This window comes from Nitrincola schmidtii (assembly GCF_008973715.1).
Lineage (GTDB): Bacteria > Pseudomonadota > Gammaproteobacteria > Pseudomonadales > Balneatricaceae > Nitrincola > Nitrincola schmidtii.
In genome coordinates this window covers 73,076-92,536 of sequence record NZ_WBOL01000012.1, presented here as the reverse complement: position 1 = coordinate 92,536, position 19,461 = coordinate 73,076, and the positions used below count along the sequence as shown (strand labels likewise).

Annotated in this window: 15 protein-coding genes and 1 riboswitch; of the genes, 1 reads left to right on the top strand and 14 read right to left on the bottom strand. The window is 45.9% G+C overall.

Annotated elements, in window-relative coordinates:
• Positions 1 to 42: 42 nt before the first annotated feature.
• The 12 genes from F7R24_RS11515 to F7R24_RS11460 all read right to left on the bottom strand — a co-directional run bounded on the left by F7R24_RS11515 (position 43) and on the right by F7R24_RS11460 (position 14,224).
• On the bottom strand, positions 43 to 2,196 hold the full coding sequence (locus F7R24_RS11515; protein WP_151671403.1) for a putative bifunctional diguanylate cyclase/phosphodiesterase: 2,154 nt from the start codon (positions 2,194 to 2,196) through the stop codon (positions 43 to 45).
• Positions 2,197 to 2,201: 5 nt separating this feature from the next.
• Complete coding sequence (locus F7R24_RS11510) at positions 2,202 to 2,831, bottom strand: histidine phosphatase family protein (protein ID WP_151671402.1); 630 nt, start codon at positions 2,829 to 2,831, stop codon at positions 2,202 to 2,204.
• Between the two features lie 140 nt (positions 2,832 to 2,971).
• The gene (locus F7R24_RS11505) at positions 2,972 to 5,329 is read right to left on the bottom strand and encodes a diguanylate cyclase (protein ID WP_151671401.1); all 2,358 of its coding nucleotides are present in this window, start codon (positions 5,327 to 5,329) and stop codon (positions 2,972 to 2,974) included.
• Positions 5,330 to 5,464: 135 nt separating this feature from the next.
• Positions 5,465 to 7,186 carry a Na/Pi cotransporter family protein gene (locus F7R24_RS11500; protein ID WP_151671400.1) on the bottom strand — a complete coding sequence of 574 codons (1,722 nt, stop codon included), beginning with the start codon at positions 7,184 to 7,186 and terminating at the stop codon, positions 5,465 to 5,467.
• A gap of 251 nt (positions 7,187 to 7,437) precedes the next feature.
• Positions 7,438 to 9,354 carry a phosphomethylpyrimidine synthase ThiC gene (gene thiC, locus F7R24_RS11495; protein WP_151671399.1) on the bottom strand — a complete coding sequence of 639 codons (1,917 nt, stop codon included), beginning with the start codon at positions 9,352 to 9,354 and terminating at the stop codon, positions 7,438 to 7,440.
• A 37-nt stretch (positions 9,355 to 9,391) separates the two neighbouring features.
• Positions 9,392 to 10,201 (bottom strand): bifunctional hydroxymethylpyrimidine kinase/phosphomethylpyrimidine kinase, encoded by an 810-nt coding sequence (thiD, locus tag F7R24_RS11490; protein ID WP_151671398.1) that lies wholly within the window; start codon positions 10,199 to 10,201, stop codon positions 9,392 to 9,394.
• On the bottom strand, positions 10,194 to 10,820 hold the full coding sequence (locus F7R24_RS11485; protein WP_151671397.1) for a thiamine phosphate synthase: 627 nt from the start codon (positions 10,818 to 10,820) through the stop codon (positions 10,194 to 10,196). Before F7R24_RS11485 ends, thiD begins: the two co-directional genes overlap by 8 nt.
• Positions 10,817 to 11,578: a thiazole synthase gene (locus tag F7R24_RS11480; RefSeq protein WP_151671396.1), complete on the bottom strand. Its 762-nt coding sequence runs from the start codon at positions 11,576 to 11,578 to the stop codon at positions 10,817 to 10,819. Before F7R24_RS11480 ends, F7R24_RS11485 begins: the two co-directional genes overlap by 4 nt.
• Before the next feature lies 1 nt (position 11,579).
• Positions 11,580 to 11,750 carry a sulfur carrier protein ThiS gene (thiS, locus tag F7R24_RS11475; protein WP_206057532.1) on the bottom strand — a complete coding sequence of 57 codons (171 nt, stop codon included), beginning with the start codon at positions 11,748 to 11,750 and terminating at the stop codon, positions 11,580 to 11,582.
• Between the two features lie 10 nt (positions 11,751 to 11,760).
• On the bottom strand, positions 11,761 to 12,741 hold the full coding sequence (locus F7R24_RS11470; protein ID WP_151671394.1) for an FAD-dependent oxidoreductase: 981 nt from the start codon (positions 12,739 to 12,741) through the stop codon (positions 11,761 to 11,763).
• Positions 12,742 to 12,803: 62 nt separating this feature from the next.
• A riboswitch (TPP riboswitch) is annotated at positions 12,804 to 12,907 on the bottom strand.
• A gap of 16 nt (positions 12,908 to 12,923) precedes the next feature.
• Positions 12,924 to 13,547, bottom strand: coding sequence for a TIGR04282 family arsenosugar biosynthesis glycosyltransferase (locus F7R24_RS11465; protein WP_151671393.1), 624 nt, complete (start codon positions 13,545 to 13,547; stop codon positions 12,924 to 12,926).
• Positions 13,544 to 14,224 carry a TIGR04283 family arsenosugar biosynthesis glycosyltransferase gene (locus F7R24_RS11460; RefSeq protein WP_240776095.1) on the bottom strand — a complete coding sequence of 227 codons (681 nt, stop codon included), beginning with the start codon at positions 14,222 to 14,224 and terminating at the stop codon, positions 13,544 to 13,546. Before F7R24_RS11460 ends, F7R24_RS11465 begins: the two co-directional genes overlap by 4 nt.
• A gap of 84 nt (positions 14,225 to 14,308) precedes the next feature.
• Between F7R24_RS11460 and F7R24_RS11455 the strand changes: the two genes are divergently transcribed.
• Positions 14,309 to 15,028, top strand: a complete 720-nt coding sequence (locus tag F7R24_RS11455; RefSeq protein WP_151671391.1) for a DUF3047 domain-containing protein — start codon at positions 14,309 to 14,311, stop codon at positions 15,026 to 15,028.
• Here F7R24_RS11455 and F7R24_RS11450 read toward each other — a convergent pair.
• Together F7R24_RS11450 and F7R24_RS11445 are read right to left on the bottom strand one after the other, a co-directional pair.
• Positions 14,968 to 17,247 carry a putative bifunctional diguanylate cyclase/phosphodiesterase gene (locus tag F7R24_RS11450; protein ID WP_151671390.1) on the bottom strand — a complete coding sequence of 760 codons (2,280 nt, stop codon included), beginning with the start codon at positions 17,245 to 17,247 and terminating at the stop codon, positions 14,968 to 14,970. The genes F7R24_RS11455 and F7R24_RS11450 overlap by 61 nt on opposite strands.
• Positions 17,248 to 17,264: 17 nt before the next feature.
• On the bottom strand, positions 17,265 to 19,424 hold the full coding sequence (locus F7R24_RS11445; RefSeq protein WP_151671389.1) for an FAD-dependent oxidoreductase: 2,160 nt from the start codon (positions 19,422 to 19,424) through the stop codon (positions 17,265 to 17,267).
• Between the last annotated feature and the right edge of the window lie 37 nt (positions 19,425 to 19,461).

The window sequence follows — 19,461 nt, the reverse complement described above, 5'->3', positions numbered from 1 at the left end:
CAGATTGATTAAACGCTTAGATCATAATCCCCTAAAGAACGACTAGGTTTTATTGTTAAAGCGCTTAATTAACGACAAACAGTCACTTAGACTGACTGGCTTAGTAAATAGATAACCTTGGTAACGATGGCAACCGTATGCAGACAGAAGACTTAGTTGCTCTTCTGTCTCTACGCCTTCAGCGATAACTTCGATAGACAACGCCTGACCCATCGCAATAATCGTTTGGATAATGACCGTATCTTCAGGATCGTCAACAATGTCTCGCACAAACGATTGATCGATTTTTATCTGATCTAAGGGTAAGCGCTTCAAGTATTGTAATGATGAGTAACCCGTACCAAAGTCATCCATGGCAAAGGTAATACCCTTAGCCCGCAACGCCTTCATTTTCCGAATCGCTTTCTCAACATTTTCGAGAAGAATGGATTCCGTCAATTCAAGTTTTAATTTATCTGCTGGAGCACCGGTTTGTTCAATAATGCTCAGTACCATCTCAACAAAATTTTCCTGGCGGAACTGTTTGGCACTGACGTTAACAGCAAGTTGCATATGCCTTAACGAAGGGTTGAACTGCCAATTGGACAATAATTTACAAGCTGACTCTATTACCCACTTACCAATCGGCACTATCAAACCACTCTCTTCTGCTAGTGGTATAAAATCTAAAGGTGAAATCAACCCTTTTTCAGGATGCTGCCAACGCATTAAGATTTCAGCACCGACAGGCTTTGAATGCTCATCAAACTGAAGTTGATAGTGCAAAATCAATTGTTCTAGATCTAAAGCAGAGCGAAGCTCGCTTTCTAATTCCGCTACTCTGTTGATCTCAGCTTGAATATTAGGATCATAGAAAGACACTGTTCCTGGACCGGTATCCTTGGCTTGATACTTAGCGACTTCTGCTTGACTAAGAAGCGTTTCTACCCCGATATGTCGATCGGAAAACAGCACGATACCCATACTTGCTGTCATGAAATGTCCATGACCATCAATAAAATACTCTCGGCTGAGTCCAGCACAAATTCGCAGCGCTATCCGTTCAGCTTCTTTTGCCGCTTCCGATTGTTGTTTTTGTGGTAGCTCAAAAAAGATAGCAAACTCATCGCCACCGACACGCGCAAGAAGATCGCCCTCTCTCAGCATTTGGTTCAAATGTTTAGTCACTTCAATTAATAAATGATCGCCCGCTTGATGGCCTCGAACATCATTGATCACTTTGAAGCGATCTAAATCTAACCATAAGAGCGCATGAAAATTATTCACTCGCGCTCCTGTCCCTACAGCATACTGAAGTTGTTCCTGTAAAAAACGACGATTGGGAAGCTCAGTCAACGCATCATAAAATATTAAACGATGATTTTCTTCCTCGGCTTTAATACGCCGGACCATATCATCGCGAAAACCTAGGATGACATTGGCAATACGGCCAAACTCTCCTGAAGAGCTGACTTGTAACCTTTCCATTTTGGGAAGGTGAATATCCGATTGTGAGTTATAAGACAGTTCACTTAGGGCATCGGCGATATCACGAACATGACCACTAATTCTAATCGCAATGATCAACACCGCAACGAATATCAAAGCGGCACCTAAAAGACTAAACACAAAAATTTGCACAAAGGCTTCTTCATGACGCTGACGGGCTTCTTTTTCTCGCTGCATCGTTCGCTCTGTAAGGAGCATGGCAATACGACCAGAAAAGATTGAAAATTGATTAAAGCTAGTTTGCGCTTCGGCAAAAAAAGTGTTGGCGGTATTTGGGTCAATCGCAGCTATTTCTGTTGCCATAATGACCAGTCTACGATATTCGGTAAACGATTGTCGTAAACCATTAACAGAATCATGGTTAACTTCCCGCAAAAGATTAGACGCTGCTAACACTTCAACTTGCTGCTCTATAGCAGCCAGATCATCCACAAGATGAGCATGCAGTCGATATAACCCGATATCACTTAAAGCGCCTTTCCGAGCAGAATCCAATGTATCAGATACTCGCTGATGAAGTTCAGAGATATCTCGTTTAAAAGTGGACTCTTGATGCAGTGTTAGTAAGTCACTGGCTTGAACATCGCTATTGATCAGATATTGCGACTTTAAACTTTTTAATGACAGCAGACCAATACCGAAAGAAAACACCAATACAGCGAATGCCGGAAGTAGAAACATCAGTAGTACTGTTTTTCCGGCTCGCATCTTAATTACTCGAGGTTAGGCAGTAACTCTGCCCAATGATCGGGTTCGATGGTCGCTATATATTCAAAGCCACCTTCATCACCTAAGGGTTTAAAAATGACTAAAGCCCCTTCAACTGGAAAATAATCCATCACCTCAACCAAGTTGGGACCATGTGCAACTAGGATACGATTTTCACCTAAAGACACATCTTCACTCAGTAAGGCTTGAGTCTTGGCGATAATGGGTATTTTTTCGTTCGATGTCAGCGCTGCAACATACATTAAATACTTTTCCACGGTAAAAGTATCAGTGCCGAATAAAATTTCGGTGGTTTCAACGGCTCTACATAGAGGACTGGTATAGATATTTCCTAATGGAAAACCGGCTAACTGAATGGCCTCAGCAACACCTGACATCAGTACTTTTCCCTGTTCGGTTAAGGGACGCTGGGTATTACAGTCGTTTAAATCGATAGGAACGTGATCAGGTCTAGATGAATCGGTCGGACCGTGTCGAATAAATAAAACGAAACCACCTTCACGCACCATCTGAAGATCTGTTGAAGTTGCTGGCACCACTAAAAAATCTTGTGCAGGTAACGACACACTACTCATGCTGAGCATAAGTAATAGAAAATAAAAAAATCGTTTCATTTTAAAAACCACTATAGAAAAGGGGTTATCATCAAGACTACTCAGAACAAACAACTAAATCAAATACTTCCTATTAATAAGTCACTCATAAGTTAAAACATTTTTCATAAATGACGCAAGACAACCTTAGTCTTCAGTGATCACTGACCATAGGCAACAACCCGATCTCTGCCGGATTCTTTGGCTTGATATAACGCTCTATCAGCACGAGCTAACACCATATCTGGATGACTGTCATCGATATACATGTGTGTACAGCCAATACTCACCGTTAAGGGAATCCTTTTATCATTGAAACTAAATACGGCTTCTCTGACCTGCTTGGTTAAACGATTAGCAAAACTCAACGCATGACTCAGCGAAGTATCCGGCAAGAGTAAAGCAAACTCTTCACCACCGACGCGAGCACAGAAATCACTGTTTCGTTGTGCATTGAGTAACAGTTCAGCAAAATCTTTCAGCACTTTGTCACCGGCAGCATGCCCATAGGTATCGTTAATTTGCTTGAAGAAATCCAAGTCAAGCATCAATACTGCCGTTTCAGCGAAGGAACGCTGAAAGCGAGCAAACTCTTTACTCAACTGTTTTTGGAAGTACCGTCGATTGTACAAACCAGTCAAGTCATCCGTTGTCGTTAAAGTGATCAAACGAGCCTGCAAGGCTTTTTGTTCTGTAATATTCTGAAACACAACCACAACACCCACCTGAGCCTGATCTTCAAAAATTGGACTGACTTTTAGATGCACCGGTAGAGACTCACCCTCGCTGTTGATAAAGTGATCTTCACACTCGGTTTCGACACCTTTCATTTTGGTGAGGTGGACTGGACATTTATGGGATGGATAGTCGCTGCCATCGGGGTAACAATAATGGAAAATCTGATGTGGATCTTGGCCTAAAACTTCTTCCGCATTAAAACCTAACATTTTTAGGGCAGCGGGGTTAATAAAGGTGCACTTACCATGCATATCAATACCATAGATACCATCACCTGCAGACTCCAATAACATTCGGTTGTACTGAGTTAGGCGCTTGTTTTCCTCTTCCACTTTGACACGACGGGTAATATCAGAAAAGGCAACAACCGCACCTACTATTGAATCCTTATTAAACAGAGGCGTAACGGTAAGATCTACGGGGAAATGACGTCCATCGTCTTGACGAATGAACCATTCTCTCAACTCACGCTTACGACCATCATTCAGTGTTTGGGTGATAGGGCACTCTGAATACGGATAAAACCGACCATCCTGATAATGGTGATGAAAAAGACTATGCTGATCCTTACCTAACACTGCTTTTGAAGACGTCTGTAGCATCTGCGTCGCTGCTTCATTGATAAAGGTACAACGCCCCTCTTTATCCGTGCCATACACACCTTCTCCTAACCCCTGTAACAAGGTTCCAAAGCGATCACGATCCACATGCGCTTTGCGCCACAACCACACTAAACCAAGGCTAAGTAGAAAAATAATACTGACCGCAACAGCAACAAAAATGATCAAAAACTGCCAACGCTGCCAAGCATCTTTTAAAGTAAAATCAGGTAGTTGATCGTAGGGAGGTAGTCGTAGAGTTCGAGATAAGGTTTCGACCGCTTGATAATCAGCAGGCACGGTAAACCCATATATACCGGCTTGCATAGCTAAAGGGTTATCAGAATCTAAAGAAAAAAGTGCTGCAGCGATATGTCGAACTGCTCTCTCATCGACATGAGGTAAAGCAAACACCGGCCACTCAGGATAAAGTCGAGTAGACAGTTTATGAATAAAATCGGCATTAATTTGTGCATTTAATAGCTTTATGGAGCGCTCTGGTAAAAAACCTTCTCGAAGTAACTGCTCCATAATACCATCGCGTACAAACGCCACATCAGCTCGACCATCCAGTAAAGCCCTTACCGACTCTCGATGTGTACCCACTTCAATCAAGGCAGATAAGTCATCAGGAACCCTAATACCCGCAAGATGTAACTCATACACTTGCGCACGATATCCTCCAAGATTATCTCGGCTTGGAGTGGCAACGACTTTACCGTGTATATCTCGTAATGAACCAATATCGTCACGATGCGCCAGCGTTAATATGACGCCACCTAGATAATGCGATGGCACTCCATCATAAGATTGAACCAGTGTTGCAATCACACCCGTCAACGGGAATTGACTTCGAGCGACTAAGAAATGAGTTGGGTTGGTCGTTACGATATCAATGCTTCCTTCACTGATGCGCTCATTCAACTTTTCTTGAGACAGAACATGTAACTCAATCCATTCATCTTCAAGAACGCTATTTAAATACTCTACAAGAGGTGCGAACTTTTGATAGGTTTGTTCATCACCTAGGTAGGAAAAAACGCCAAAGTGAAGGGTGTTAGAGCGATCATTTGAAACTGAAGCAAAAAGTAAAGAGGAGGAAAACACACACAGAATCAGCCACAACATCACCGCAGATAACTTGACTGCTCGCCATCTTAACTGCGGCGCAAATGTGTCCATGGGTTCTTAATCCTGAGAGCAGATTATTCTGAGCAAATGCTTCAAAACATTAAACAGCTCTAATAAATATACACGTTAACCCCAATAACTGCCATGTCAAAGGGGTTTTCGTGTGTAAATCAGATTAAGAAGTGATCAAGAAGTACCTTTGATGCGGTTACCGCTGGCATACTCATTGATATTAATCACATGATCACCAATACGTTCGAAACGGTTCAATGCATCGATAAAAACCATCCCGGTTCGAGCCGGATAGTTGCCATTTTCAAGTCGCTTGTAATGATTCTTTCTGAACTGTTTACGATGCCTGTTAATACGTTTTTCTAATGCGACAGCATCCTCTAACCTTACCGCATTCGGTTCTTTGGAAACGTTATTCACCATATTCTGGATAGCTTCATAAAGCACGTCCATCATGCTACCCAATTCGGCCACCGCTTCTTCAGGCCAATCGGTTTGATAATCCTGCAATTTATCTGCAGTTTTTCCTATTTGGTAATAAATATCACCAATACGCTCAAGATCGTTCAGCATCGCCTGCATATTGTGAATGCGCTCTGTTAGTTCATGCTCTAACGAGGTTCTTTCACTAATACGCACCAAATAATCAGAGATTTCTATTTCTAATGTGTCGGTCTTCTGCTCATCTTTATGCAGTTGTTCCAACAACTCTTCTCGGTTAGCGGTAGGGTCAAACAGCAGCTGTTTTACCTGACCATGCATCTGCTCGGTGATTCCTGCAAAGATCTGTATTTCTTTTTGCGCCTGCTGGATAGCAAATAAAGGTGATGTCATCATACCGGTACTGATGTATTGCAGATGAAATTCATCATCCGCACCGCCTTTATCTGGCTGAATATACTCGACAAAACGAACAATGTAAGGCACAAAAGCAAACAATATGAGAACGTTAAGCACGTTAAAACTGGTGTGGAAAAGTGATAGTGCTAAGGTAGCATTGGGCCTAGACTCTACTGATCCACTCAACACTGAAATAGACGATTCTGTGAAGAACTGAACCACATTATCGATCAATCCCAACACAGGATAGATCAATATCATCATCCACGTCACACCGATCACATTGAAAAAGAAGTGAAATCTTGCTGCTCGTTTGGCATGCACATTACCGACCAATGCCGCTATATTTGCCGTCACTGTGGTACCGATGTTTTCTCCCAAAATCATCGCGGCAGCGATAGGAAAAGAGATCCAACCCTCAAATAGCATGACTAATGTAATAGCAGTTGCAGCGGAAGAGGATTGCGTCAGTAAGGTTAAAATCGTACCGACAAAGACGAACAGTATCAGCGATAGATAACCATAATCTGAGAAACTATCCAAAAAGCTGAACATTGCGGGGTTGGTATTAATATCAGGTACCGAACCTTTAATAAACTCCAGCCCGATAAAAAGAATACCAAAGCCAACCATCGCTTCTGCAATATTGCGCCAGCGAGCATTTTTAGAGAACAAAAATACAAAAAACAAACCGATGACTGCCAAGGCAATCGGTGTGATCTGGAACTTAAATCCAAACAGTGCCACTAACCAAGCCGTAATTGTCGTACCGATGTTCGCCCCCATGATCACGCCCGTGGACTGAACAAAGGTTAGCAATCCCGCATTAACAAAGCTGACAGCCATAACCGTGGTAGTGGTGGATGACTGGGTAATCGCCGTGGTTGCAAAACCGGTAAACAGTCCCGTAACACGATTACGTGTCATACCGCTTAAGATACCTTTGAGACGGTTACCGGCTATCTTCTGAAGACCTTCACTGAAGATTTTCATACCAAAAATGAAGATACCCAGTGAGCCGATCAACTGGAGGAAATCGAACAAAGTGTAGGTCATGAGGCGCTCAACAAGTTTTATGACAGTTGGGTTAAGGTTTTATGACACGCATTCTGCCTGTATTTTGTGACAGTTGTGTTAAATTTTTATGACATTCGGGCGAAATAATAGCAACTGAGAAAGATGGAAGAAAGAAACCTTATAAAAAAGCCGTTGATAGCCTCTAAATTACACAACTGGTTAAACGACAAAGGGCCTTTCCAGTTTAGATGGAAAAGCCCTTTAGGGTGCCTTTAGTAGGTTACCGGCTATTACGCTTTGTGGTAAATCTCCGCGCCAGTTTGCTTAAACTCCTGTGACTTCTCCTGCATACCTGCATGCACTTGAGCCTGCATCGACGCGATTTGCGCCGCATCCAGATCACGAACCTCTTGCGAGATTTTCATCGAGCAGAATTTCGGCCCACACATCGAGCAGAAATGCGCCACTTTCGCCGAGTCCTTCGGTAAGGTTTCATCGTGAAAAGCGCGTGCTGTATCCGGATCAAGACCGATATTGAACTGATCTTCCCAACGAAACTCGAAGCGCGCCTTAGACATGGCATTATCACGGATTTGCGCACCCGGATGTCCTTTGGCTAAATCCGCCGCATGAGCAGCGATCTTATAGGTGATGATGCCTGTTTTTACATCATCTTTATTCGGTAAGCCCAAATGCTCTTTAGGCGTTACATAGCAAAGCATCGCACAACCGTACCAACCGATCATCGCAGCACCGATTCCCGAGGTAATATGATCGTATCCGGGTGCAATATCGGTGGTCAGTGGCCCTAATGTATAAAAAGGGGCTTCATCACAGCATTCTAATTGCTTATCCATATTCTCTTTGATCAGGTGCATCGGTACATGGCCTGGACCTTCAATCATCACTTGAACATCATGCTTCCAAGCGATTTTGGTCAACTCCCCTAGGGTCTCTAACTCTGCAAACTGCGCTTCATCATTGGCATCATAGATGGAACCGGGACGTAAACCGTCTCCCAAGGAAAACGCCACATCATAGGCTTTACAGATTTCACAAATCTCTTCGAAATGGGTATACAAGAAATTTTCTTGATGATGCGCCAAACACCATTTCGCCATAATGGAGCCACCGCGCGAGACAATGCCAGTCATACGCTTTGCTGTCATCGGCACAAATCGCAACAGCACCCCAGCATGAATGGTAAAGTAATCCACACCCTGCTCGGCTTGCTCTATCAGCGTGTCACGGAACACTTCCCAATTTAAGTCTTCGGCAACGCCATTTACTTTTTCTAATGCCTGATAAATTGGTACCGTCCCGATGGGCACAGGAGAGTTACGCAAAATCCATTCGCGGGTTTCGTGGATATTTTTACCCGTAGAGAGATCCATAATGGTATCAGCGCCCCAACGCGTTCCCCAGGTCATCTTCTCTACTTCTTCCTCAATCGAAGACGTTAGCGCCGAATTGCCAATATTTCCGTTAATTTTAACCAAGAAGTTTCGTCCAATAATCATCGGCTCGAGTTCGGGATGGTTAATGTTACACGGGATAATCGCACGTCCTGCTGCCACTTCAGCACGGACAAACTCAGGTGTGATTTCATCCGGTAAACGCGCACCAAAGGATTGCCCCGGATGCTGCTGCGCTAATAACGGCTGATCCGCATGCTGTTTGGCAAGCTTCATATTTTCACGAATGGCAATAAACTCCATCTCAGGCGTGATAATACCCTGACGAGCATAGTGAAGCTGGGTAACGTTTTTACCCGATTTAGCTCGGCGTGGTTTGCGCTGTAGATCGAAGCGCAGTTCATCCAAGCGCAAATCAGCCGCACGAGCACGACCGTAATCAGAAGAAAGATCGTCTAGCAATTCAGTATCATCTCGTTCTTGTATCCATGCATCACGCAGTGGTGGCAAGCCTTTACGAACATCAATACTCGCTTCGGGGTCGGTGTATAAGCCGGACGTATCATAGACATATAACGGTGGATTTTTTTCAGGCCCAGCAGCAGTCGGCGTATCTGCCAAGGTAATTTCGCGCATCGGCACACGAATATCAGGACGGCTTCCCTCTATATACACTTTTCGTGATTGAGGAAAAGGCTGTACCGCTAGACTGTCCACCTGCGCTGTCTGGTTCAGCGGCGAAGCGTGTTGCGCTTTTTTTGATGTTGCATTTTCTGTTGTAGACGTTTTCATGATGGGTCCTTTTATAAGCGTTATGTTGACCGACAAGTCATTGCCAAAGTTGATAAAAATGATGCACTGGACCATGTCCTTGGCCGACGTTTAACTGCGACGACGCGGCTATTGCGCCACTGAGCCACTCTTTTGCATTAGCCACTGATAGCGGCAAGGTTGCCCCTTTCGCTAATTCAGCAGTAATGGCAGAGGATAAGGTACAGCCCGTTCCATGGGTGTTGTCTGTATGAATGCGCGGTGAGGTAAACTGATGCAACTGACCTTCACTGAATAAAAGATCGATACATTCTGCATCCTGCTGCAGATGTCCACCTTTCAATAACACCGCTTTGCTCCCAAGCTGATTGAGTGCAGGCAGTAATGAGAGCATTTGCTCTAAGGTTGTTGGCTCCATCTGCCCTGTTAATACAGCCGCTTCGGGTAAATTAGGTGTTATTAAGGTGGCTAAGGGTAAAAGTTCTGAACAGAGCGACGCGATCGCCTCTTCTGCTAACAAACGATCACCACTTTTGGCCACCATGACAGGGTCCACCACAATAATGGCTGGCGCGTATTGACGCAGCGCTTGGGCAACACAACGCACCGTATCCGGATCAGCAAGCATGCCAATTTTGACGGCATCTATTTGAATATCATCAAATACAGCCTCTAATTGCATCCGAATAAATTCAGGTGGTGCCGCGTGAATTGCTCTGACTTCTCGCGTGTTTTGTGCCGTCAAGGCACAGATCACTGACGCACCGTAGACACCTAAGGCACTGAAGGTTTTTAAATCCGCTTGAATACCCGCACCACCACCACTATCGGAACCGGCAATGGTTAACACACGAGGGATATCAGTCATGTGCACCTCCGTTGACTTTCTTTTCCGCAAAGGCAATCCAGTCTCGAGTCCGCTGCTCGGGGTCTTGCGCGGCTGTCACATCACTAACGACAGCAATGAGATCAGCGCCAGCTTGATAGATGACGGGTGCTCGTTCTAATGTGATTCCTCCGATGGCACATAAGGGGATATCACCCACTCGCTGCTTCCATCGAACCACATTGTCAGCGCCCTGAGGTTGCCAAGGCATCTGTTTCGTCGTGGTTGGAAACACAGGCCCTAACGCCACATAGTCTGGTGTATGACGCAGCGCATTCTCCAATTCATCATCGCTATGAGTGCTGATACCTAAACGAATACCGGCACGGCGTATGGCGGTTAAGTCTGCTTCTTCAAGATCTTCCTGGCCTAAATGCAGCCAATCTGCACCGAGTTCGATGGCTAATTGCCAATAATCATTAATCACTAATGCCGCTTGATGCTGACGTGCCAAGGCTAGGCTTTTCATCACTTCGGCTCGCAAATCAGATTCAGACCTGTTTTTGATGCGCAGCTGCACCAGCTTTACGCCCTGAGGCAGCAATCTTTCAACCCAATGTGAGCTATCAACAATGGGATAAAAACGATGAGGTAGCTTCATAACCATGCCTTTCCTATGACGGGAGTGGAAGGACTTGCCATATCACGAGGTTCCATAGGGCTGGCTTGATAGGCGGTTTGACCTGCTTCGACGGCTAAGGCAAAGGCCTTCGCCATGGCAACGGGATCACCCGCTTTGGCAACGGCGGTATTCAGCAAAATTGCGTCATAGCCCAACTCCATCGCTTGTGCCGCATGAGAAGGAAGCCCGATGCCGGCATCGACCACCAGTGGAATATCAGGAAAATAATGACGAAGGCTGCGAAGACCATAGGGGTTGTTCAATCCTAAACCCGAACCTATCGGCGCACCCCAAGGCATCAACACACGACATCCAACCTCGACCAAGCGCTCGGCTAGCACCAAGTCTTCTGTGGTGTAAGGAAAGACATCAAAACCCTCATCACACAGGATTCTGGCAGCATCCACCAAACCAAATGGATCGGGCTGTAAGGTATCACTTTGGCCAATGACCTCTAACTTGATCCAAGTAGTATCAAATAACTCTCTTGCCATGTGTGCTGTGGTCACCGCTTCTTTAACCGAATAACAACCGGCTGTATTGGGGAGCAAACGAACATTTAAGGTTTGCAACCACTCTCGGAAAGCCTGTCCACCTGAGTTTTCACGTCTCAATGACACGGTAGCGACAGATGCTTTTGACGCATCAAAGGCCTGCGCCATAATCGCGGGTGACGGATAAAGTGCAGTCCCAAGCATTAATGCACTGTCTAGCTCTACGCCATAAAAGGTTTTCACTTCAGCCCCCTTGCATCGGTGCAACCACTTCGACGTGGTCGTTTTCAATCAATAATTTTTCAGCACGCAGTGATCGCGGCACAAAATCACCATTCACGGCCGTAGCAACCGCCTGCCCTTCTAAGTTCAACTCACGCAACAGAGCATCAAGACTTTCTGCTGTGACTTCCATGAGTTCACCGTTATAGAAAATCTTCATAAAAAGCCTCGGGAATGTGGTTATTCAAGACAAGATCAGCGGTCATGCGAGCCAACGCGGGTGATAAAAGGTAGCCGTGTCGATACAAGCCATTCACATAGATGCGTCCATTATGTTGGCGAATGCGAGGCAGGTTATCAGCGAACGCAGGACGTACATCAACACCGGTTTCAATAATTTCGGCTTCTGCAAAGGCTGGATGTAATGCGTACGCGGCGGATAACAATTCCAACACCGAACGAACAGTTAGTCGATTGCCCTCTGACGTTTCCAGCATGGTCGCGCCCAGCATGTAAATACCCTCACCACGAGGAACGATGTACAGCGGCATACGGGGATGAATAAAACGCACCGGACGTGAGATCGACAATTCTGGGCAGCGCAACACCAGCATCTCGCCTTTGACACCGCGCAGTCCGGATAACCTATCCATCGCAGCTAACCCTCGACAGTCGATAACCTTGCTATCAGCCGATGGCTCACCTTGTTCTATAACGACTCCTGCCGCGTTAAGGTTTTCAGCGAGTGTTAATAAGGCTTTGCGTGGATCTAGGTGGGCTTCACCGCTGAAATGCAACGCTTGACGAATATGTCCTGAAAGATCGGGTTCTAGGGCTGACACTTGCTGTGCATCTAACAACTCATAGTCACTGGTGCGTTTCGCAAATCGAACTAGCTCATTGCGATCACGGGTTGTGCTTAACACCAAAGAGCCATTTCGTTGCACGACACCGGTATGCTGATCCCACCAATCAATAGCTTCCGACCCAAAACGAACCACTTCTTGTTCCGCACTTTCGCGTTCACAAAAAGGTGCCAGCATTCCGCCAGCCCACCAAGAACAAGCATGAGGTCCGGGTAAGGGTTGATGATCATAAACACGAATAGATACGCCACGAGATAGCAGCTCGTTGGCAACACACAGGCCAGCGACACCCGCACCAATAATTGAAATGTCAGACATGAAACTTGCCCTATACACGCCAGAGTCAAAACGGGTGCACGAGCGAACAGAAAAGGAGAATTGAAAGCAGACTACCCGTTCCCTTCGCCGGTATTACCCGTATCAGGTTCGATGGGTTAGTGTATGAAACACTTCTCAGCCTTTGACGGCACCCCAACGGATTAAATAAATATTATGCTTAACTACGCACTATGTAAAGAATTGGATGATACAGTCAGTCGACTCAGATCTTCTGGACGATCAATATCCCAGAGCGACTCTGCTTCAACCCAATCGATCTGCGCCTGCTGTAGCCGTTTACGTGTTTGTTGCATTACCTCAGCGGTGCCCCACTCCATCTGTTCAAATATCTGTGAACAGGGTTCCTGTAAGCCTACTAAGACATAACCACCATCCTCAGCGGGAACAAACACCGCTGCGTGCTGAGTAAGTAAGCAAGCGTAATGCTGCAATAGATCAGATGTAAACGCGGGACAGTCACTACCCATTAACAACGTTGGCTGTTGTTGCGTCATAAACACGTGATGCATTCGCTCGCCTAAATCACCCTCAGGCTGCTGTTGCCATTTTAACAATGGGTAGTCTGTTACTAAACGCCTGAAAAAAGGATGCTCTGGTTTATCAACTGTCCACAGTGTCACGTCGGCATGAGGAACGGCAAGTGCCGTTTTCACCGTTTTCTCTACCAGAGTCGCATGAAGTTGCGCAGCGCCCTCAGCGCCCAGTGCTGGAATTAAACGTGTTTTGCACTGTCCTGCAATCGGTGCTCTGGCAAAGATAGCTAACTGAATACGTGGTGATGTCATGAGTAATATTCCTTAACCAACTCGTCAGCCGTTTCCCCTCGCCAATAGCGCCACCTCAGTGACCACATTAATAACACCGTTGACCAAAACCCATTTTGATCCCAACGGCGCCCTGAGGTGATGACCCGTTCAGACAAACACAGTGGCGGTTGGATCTTTTTCATTCTCTTAGAGAACTCTACATCTTCCATTAACGGCTGTTTAGGAAACTCTCCGACCGCATCAAATAATGAGCGGTGTACAAAGATCAACTGATCGCCGGTGGCAATGCCCGACAAGCGTGAACGTAGGTTCATCATGTTAGCCACTAATCCTAATAGTGGGTGCTTACCCTCAATCAACACATCAAAGCGCCCCCAGTTTGGAGCCTCATTAGACACTATTGAGAGCAGGGCTTTTTCAGCTTCAGCAGTAAAACGTGTGTCGATATGCAGAAAAAAAAGCCATGTCCCTGTTGCTTGGTGAGCGCCTGAGTTCATCTGCAAAGCACGTCCGGCACCAGAGCAAATCAATTGATCAACCCAACCTTCAGATAACTGCTGTGTATGATCAGAACTTCCACCATCTACTAAAATCAACTCAATATCCTGCTCTCGAAACGACTGTAACGCTTGTAGTCGTGACACTAGGTGTTCCGCTTCATTTAACACAGGAATAATGATGCTACCCTTTGGCACTGAATTTACCTTTTCACTGATTGTGTAAGAATCTGCTGACTGATGACACTAAACGCTATATAAATAAAAGCCTCGGAGGCATTTATGAAGTTTAGTCGTTTAACCCTATGTTTTCTTACAAGCCATTTTATTTCATCCACAGTCTTTGCCGCTGAACCCTTAACGGCAGTTCCGCCCGCCTTTTCCGTATCAGGCCTTGAAGGCTGGAAAACGGAGCGATTTAGCGGTCAAACGCTCTATCGTATCGTCAGTGCAGGCGACCAAGAGGTACTTTTTGCTCGTACTAACCTATCTGCATCCGGCATTGGCTGGGAAGGTGAGGTCAATTTACAAGAAACACCCTTTTTACATTGGTGTTGGCGAATCAGTAATACCTTTTCGGGTGTTGACGAAACCACCAAAGCAGGCGATGACTATCCCGCACGTGTTTATGCGGTAGCCAAAACGGGACGACTACCTTGGCAGGTCCAAGCACTCAACTATGTGTGGGCCAGCGAACAAGCTCAAGGCACAGATTGGCCCAATGCATTTACTCAACGAGCGCATTTGGTCGCGTTACAATCTGGAGATCTACTGAAAAACCAATGGATTGCAGAAAGTCGCAACCTAGCACAGGATTTCCAACGCTATTTTGACAACCCGAATCCACGTGTTATCGCCTTAGCCTTGATGAGCGACAGCGATAACGCCGGTGGTGAAGCCAAGGCGTGGTATTCTGATCTAATCTTGTCCGCCACAGCAGATCATTCAGGCTGTCCAACTAATGATCCGGATAACTCCGATGCAATGACGGGACGACCATAAAAGTAGCCTTGAAAAGCAGTACATCCGAGCTGCATAAGCAGTTCGGCTTGTGCTTGTGTTTCCACACCCTCTGCAAGCACCTTAAGCCCCAACGCTTGGCCCATCGCAACGACAGCTTGGCAAAGTGCTTTATCTTTCAGATCTTCAGGAAGATCTTTGACAAACGCACGGTCAATTTTAATCTTATTGACGGGTAACCGTTTCAGATAGGACAACGAAGAATACCCTGTACCGAAATCATCTACTGACAAACGCACACCCAACTGAGACAGCCGCTCTAACACCGCAATCGCTTGTTCTGTATTATCCATCACAGCACTTTCGGTGATTTCCAACTCCAAAGCGGCTGGTGTTAAACCTGTCAGTCGCAGAACGCTGTCCACTTTACTGACTAAGTCTGGATCATTTAATTGGCGAGCCGATAAATTCACAGCGATAGAAAAATCTTCAAAGCCTGTGCTGTTTCTCCACTGGGCCGCCTGATGACAGGCCTGTTCCAATACTTGTTGCCCCAAAGGTAAAATCAATCCACTTTCTTCCGCTAAAGGAATGAACTCCATTGGAGAGATCAAGCCATCTTTCGGATGACGCCACCTAACCAAGGCTTCCGCCCCTGTGATCCGCCCGGTCAAACCGTCGACCTGTGGTTGATACCAGGCTTCAATTTCGCCACGTTGGAGTGCTTGCGTCAAATCCACCAAACGCTGCTGATGACGCTGTAATTTTTCATTGAGTCCTGACACGAAGAAATGTACATAACGCCCATTTTCAGCGCCAGCACTCGTCATGGCTAAATCAGCTCGGGCAATCAAACTTGAATAATCTTGGCCATCTTCAGGGTATATCGCCACGCCAATTCTAGACTTGCAGCTCAATGCATGGTCTTGCCATTGAAACTCTGGGAGGATTGCTGAAACGAGACGCTCAGCAAACGCTGCCACTTCATTGAGATTAGTGTATTGAGGGATCAAGACACCAAAGATATCCCCCCCTACGCGTGCAAGAGTGATGTTAGGTGGCAGTATTTTCTCTAATCGAGATGCGACTTCTCGCAATACATGGTCTCCTGCCTCATGACCAGCAACACCATTAATTAAGGAAAATCCTTTTAAGCCCATCATCAAAACAGCCAGTGGCTGTTTATGAACAGCGTTAGCCGTCAATGCCTGACATAAACGGTCCTGAAATACGGCTAAATTAGGCAACCCAGTCAATTGATCATGATTTCGCTGGTGCCTTAAGCTTTCTTCGTATTCTTTTCGTTCAGAGATATCCGCAGCATACAAATTGATATAGCCCGCTTCAGGAAACGGAACTAAACGTATAGACAACCACTGATTGTTTATTTGATGTTCTACGGTACTGGCGGTTGCCGCCTTAAGAACGCTTAACAGTAATTCTTGCCAACGTTGAGGTATATCATCACCTATTTCTATACCCCAATCCTTTAACAATAAGTCACTCGCTTTATTAGCATAGAGTAACTGACCCTCTTGATTAACTCGAAGCACTGGTTGGTTATTTTCATCTGGAAAACGTGCGAGTGACGCTAAACGCCCCGCGTTTACTTCAAGCAAGCGGTCGAACTCTAGGGACAACTCTCCTAACTCGTCACTGCGCTTTAATGTTCCTAAATAGTTTTTATAATGTCGCTGATCTTCTGATGCTTTTTGCATCCGACTGCGCAGTAATAACACAGGCCCCAACACTAAATATTGCAAGACTATTAGTGTCGTTACCGTAACGACTGTGGCAATCAAAATGATCAACCCGATGATACGCCACACAAATGCAACTAACTCTCCCGCAACCTGCTCACTGTTTATTCTAACGTGCACTTGCATTGGCTGTGGTTTATCTAAGTCAAAGGCGATTTCTGTTCTGGTACCTTGCTCAATACGCTTCAATTTATCGCCGATAGTAGGTAGTGTCTGAAAGGTTTCACCTGCTTCTCGGATAACACTTCCATCTACATTTTGAAGTCTAAGCCCTCTCACTAGAGTGGTTTGACTTAAACGGTCTAGCTCGGCTTGCTGTAAAGAAGGAAGCGCCATTAAAGCTTGATAACTTGCCTCTTGTAATGCTTTTAAGCGGTCTCGTTCATAATTGAAATAAGAAGGTAATAGAATGACAGCCTCGATAAAGAGAATGGCAGCAAATACGGCACTTGCCACCCACCAACATAAACGACACTGGAAATATTTTTCCCTACCATTCATCTTCTTTACCCCTTAGCTTACTTAAGCCGCCACTGATGAAATTTTTGCAGCCAACCTAACACCGTCTCGGGTGCATGGGCTTTTTTCCAATTGCCTGCCGCAAATTTGTTCGCTTCGGTCATGGTTGGATAAATATGAATCGTCCCCAGCAATTTATTCATTCCCAGTCCATGTTTCATGGCGAGTACAAACTCGGCAATCAAATCACCAGAGTGAGGACCCACTAACGTCACACCTAGGATTTTATCTTTACCTTGCTGTGTTAAGACTTTGACAAAACCATAGGCCTGGCCATCGGCGATGGCACGATCAAGATCATCGATACCATAGGTGGTGACTTCATAATCGATGCCCTGCTCTTTAGCCTCTTGTTCATTTAAACCGACTCGGGCCACTTCAGGATCGGTGAACGTCGCCCAAGGAAGAAAACGATAATCCACCGCAAACTTTTTAAAATCACCAAACAACGCATTGACTGTGGCATGCCAGGCCTGATGCGAAGCAGCATGGGTAAACTGATAGGGACCTATTAAGTCACCACAGGCAAAAATATTGGGGTAAAGTGTCTGCAAATAGTTGTTAGTATTGAGGGTATCGAGCGTTTTAGCCTCTTCAGGTAACAGTCCCAACTCTTCAAGACCATAACCCCTGAGTCTAGGTTTTCGGCCTACGGCAATGACAACACGATCAAACTCAATAGAGACTTCTTCTCCAGTCACTTTCTGGGCAATCAGGTATTTTTTATCGCCAGCGACTTCAAACCGTAACGCTTGATGCTGCAAACGAAGATCCACCCCTTCTTGACGAAAATGCTGCATCACCAACTGACTGGCGTCTTTATCTTCACGTGCCATCAAGCGTTCACCGCGTTCCACTTGCGTCACCTGAGATCCCAAACGTTGAAACGCTTGCGTTAATTCACAACCGATAGGCCCGCCACCCAGCACTAACAAGCGTTTAGGCAGGTCGCGTAACTGCCACAGGTTATCAGACGTGAGATAGTCTACTTTGTCTAACCCCGGAAGGTCAGGTACGAAGGGCTCTGCTCCCGTTGCCAGAATAATGCTGCGGGTAGTGACACGCTGTATTTCGCCAGTATTCAAGGTAATCTCTACTTCCCAAGGCGAGATGAGTTTCGCGCTACCTTGGCGCACATCGACACCTAATCCGGTAAAACGCTCTAGCGAATCATGAGGTTCGATCTCAGCGATCACCGCATGAATACGATCCATCACGGCAGCAAAATCGATCTCCGGTTGTTGGCTTTTCAAACCATAGTGATCAGCGTGACGCATTTCATGCGCCAGTTTCGCTGAACGAATCAGGGCTTTTGAGGGCACACAGCCCGTATTCAGACAGTCACCACCCATTTGGTGCTTTTCAACCAGTACCACCTTGGCTTTCACGGCCGCGGCAATGTAAGCCGAGACCAAACCACCACTGCCAGCACCGATCACCACTAAATTGGTATCGAAGTGCGCCGGTTTTTTCCACTGACGTAACGCTTGACGACTTTTATAGATCTCCAGTGCTTTGCGGGCCAGCAACGGGAATACACCCAACAGCGCGAAGGCGCCCAACAGTTGAATGGATAAAATATCACTCGGTGACTGAAGTTGTGCAAGCTGAGTGCCGGCATTGACATAGACCGCCGTACCGACCAGCATTCCCACCTGACTCACCCACCAAAAGGTCCAGATTTTCATCCGTGTCAGACCCATCGCCAGATTGATCACAAAGAAAGGAAATGCCGGAACCAGACGAAGTGCAAACAGATAAAAGGCACCTTCCCGTTCAACACCGTCATCCAGCTTTTTCATGCTATGGCTAAATCGCTGTTTGACCCAATCGCGTAGAAAAAAACGCGACACCAGCATCGCCAGCGTTGCACCCAGCGTCGAGGCAAAGGATACCAATAACAGTCCCCATCCTAAGCCAAAGATGGCTCCACCGGCGAGTGTCATAATCGCAGCCCCTGGAAGGGACAGCGCAGTCACACCGACATAAATCAATAGGTAAACAACACTCACCATTAGGGGTTGAGCGTCTCTCATCGCCATCAGGTTAGCCTGCTGCTGTTTCAGGTTATCAAAGGTTAACGCATCTAACCAACCCAGCTGCCAAACCACCAACACCGCTAAAACTAATCCAGCCAGTAATACGACTTTCTTATTCATTGCTCACACCTTAAGTAATATTCTGTTTTAACTTAGT

What these genes read in the sequence shown, in the direction of transcription:
- F7R24_RS11450 (WP_151671390.1), bottom strand. Translation starts at nt 17,247, where the DNA reads ATGAATGGTAGGGAAAAATATTTCCAGTGTCGTTTATGTTGGTGGGTG.
- F7R24_RS11445 (WP_151671389.1), bottom strand. Translation starts at nt 19,424, where the DNA reads ATGAATAAGAAAGTCGTATTACTGGCTGGATTAGTTTTAGCGGTGTTG.
- F7R24_RS11465 (WP_151671393.1), bottom strand. Translation starts at nt 13,547, where the DNA reads ATGACATCACCACGTATTCAGTTAGCTATCTTTGCCAGAGCACCGATT.
- F7R24_RS11470 (WP_151671394.1), bottom strand. Translation starts at nt 12,741, where the DNA reads ATGTCTGACATTTCAATTATTGGTGCGGGTGTCGCTGGCCTGTGTGTT.
- F7R24_RS11505 (WP_151671401.1), bottom strand. Translation starts at nt 5,329, where the DNA reads ATGGACACATTTGCGCCGCAGTTAAGATGGCGAGCAGTCAAGTTATCT.
- F7R24_RS11500 (WP_151671400.1), bottom strand. Translation starts at nt 7,186, where the DNA reads ATGACCTACACTTTGTTCGATTTCCTCCAGTTGATCGGCTCACTGGGT.
- F7R24_RS11455 (WP_151671391.1), top strand. Translation starts at nt 14,309, where the DNA reads ATGAAGTTTAGTCGTTTAACCCTATGTTTTCTTACAAGCCATTTTATT.
- F7R24_RS11485 (WP_151671397.1), bottom strand. Translation starts at nt 10,820, where the DNA reads ATGAAGCTACCTCATCGTTTTTATCCCATTGTTGATAGCTCACATTGG.
- thiC (WP_151671399.1), bottom strand. Translation starts at nt 9,354, where the DNA reads ATGAAAACGTCTACAACAGAAAATGCAACATCAAAAAAAGCGCAACAC.
- F7R24_RS11510 (WP_151671402.1), bottom strand. Translation starts at nt 2,831, where the DNA reads ATGAAACGATTTTTTTATTTTCTATTACTTATGCTCAGCATGAGTAGT.
- thiS (WP_206057532.1), bottom strand. Translation starts at nt 11,750, where the DNA reads ATGGAAGTCACAGCAGAAAGTCTTGATGCTCTGTTGCGTGAGTTGAAC.
- thiD (WP_151671398.1), bottom strand. Translation starts at nt 10,201, where the DNA reads ATGACTGATATCCCTCGTGTGTTAACCATTGCCGGTTCCGATAGTGGT.
- F7R24_RS11515 (WP_151671403.1), bottom strand. Translation starts at nt 2,196, where the DNA reads ATGCGAGCCGGAAAAACAGTACTACTGATGTTTCTACTTCCGGCATTC.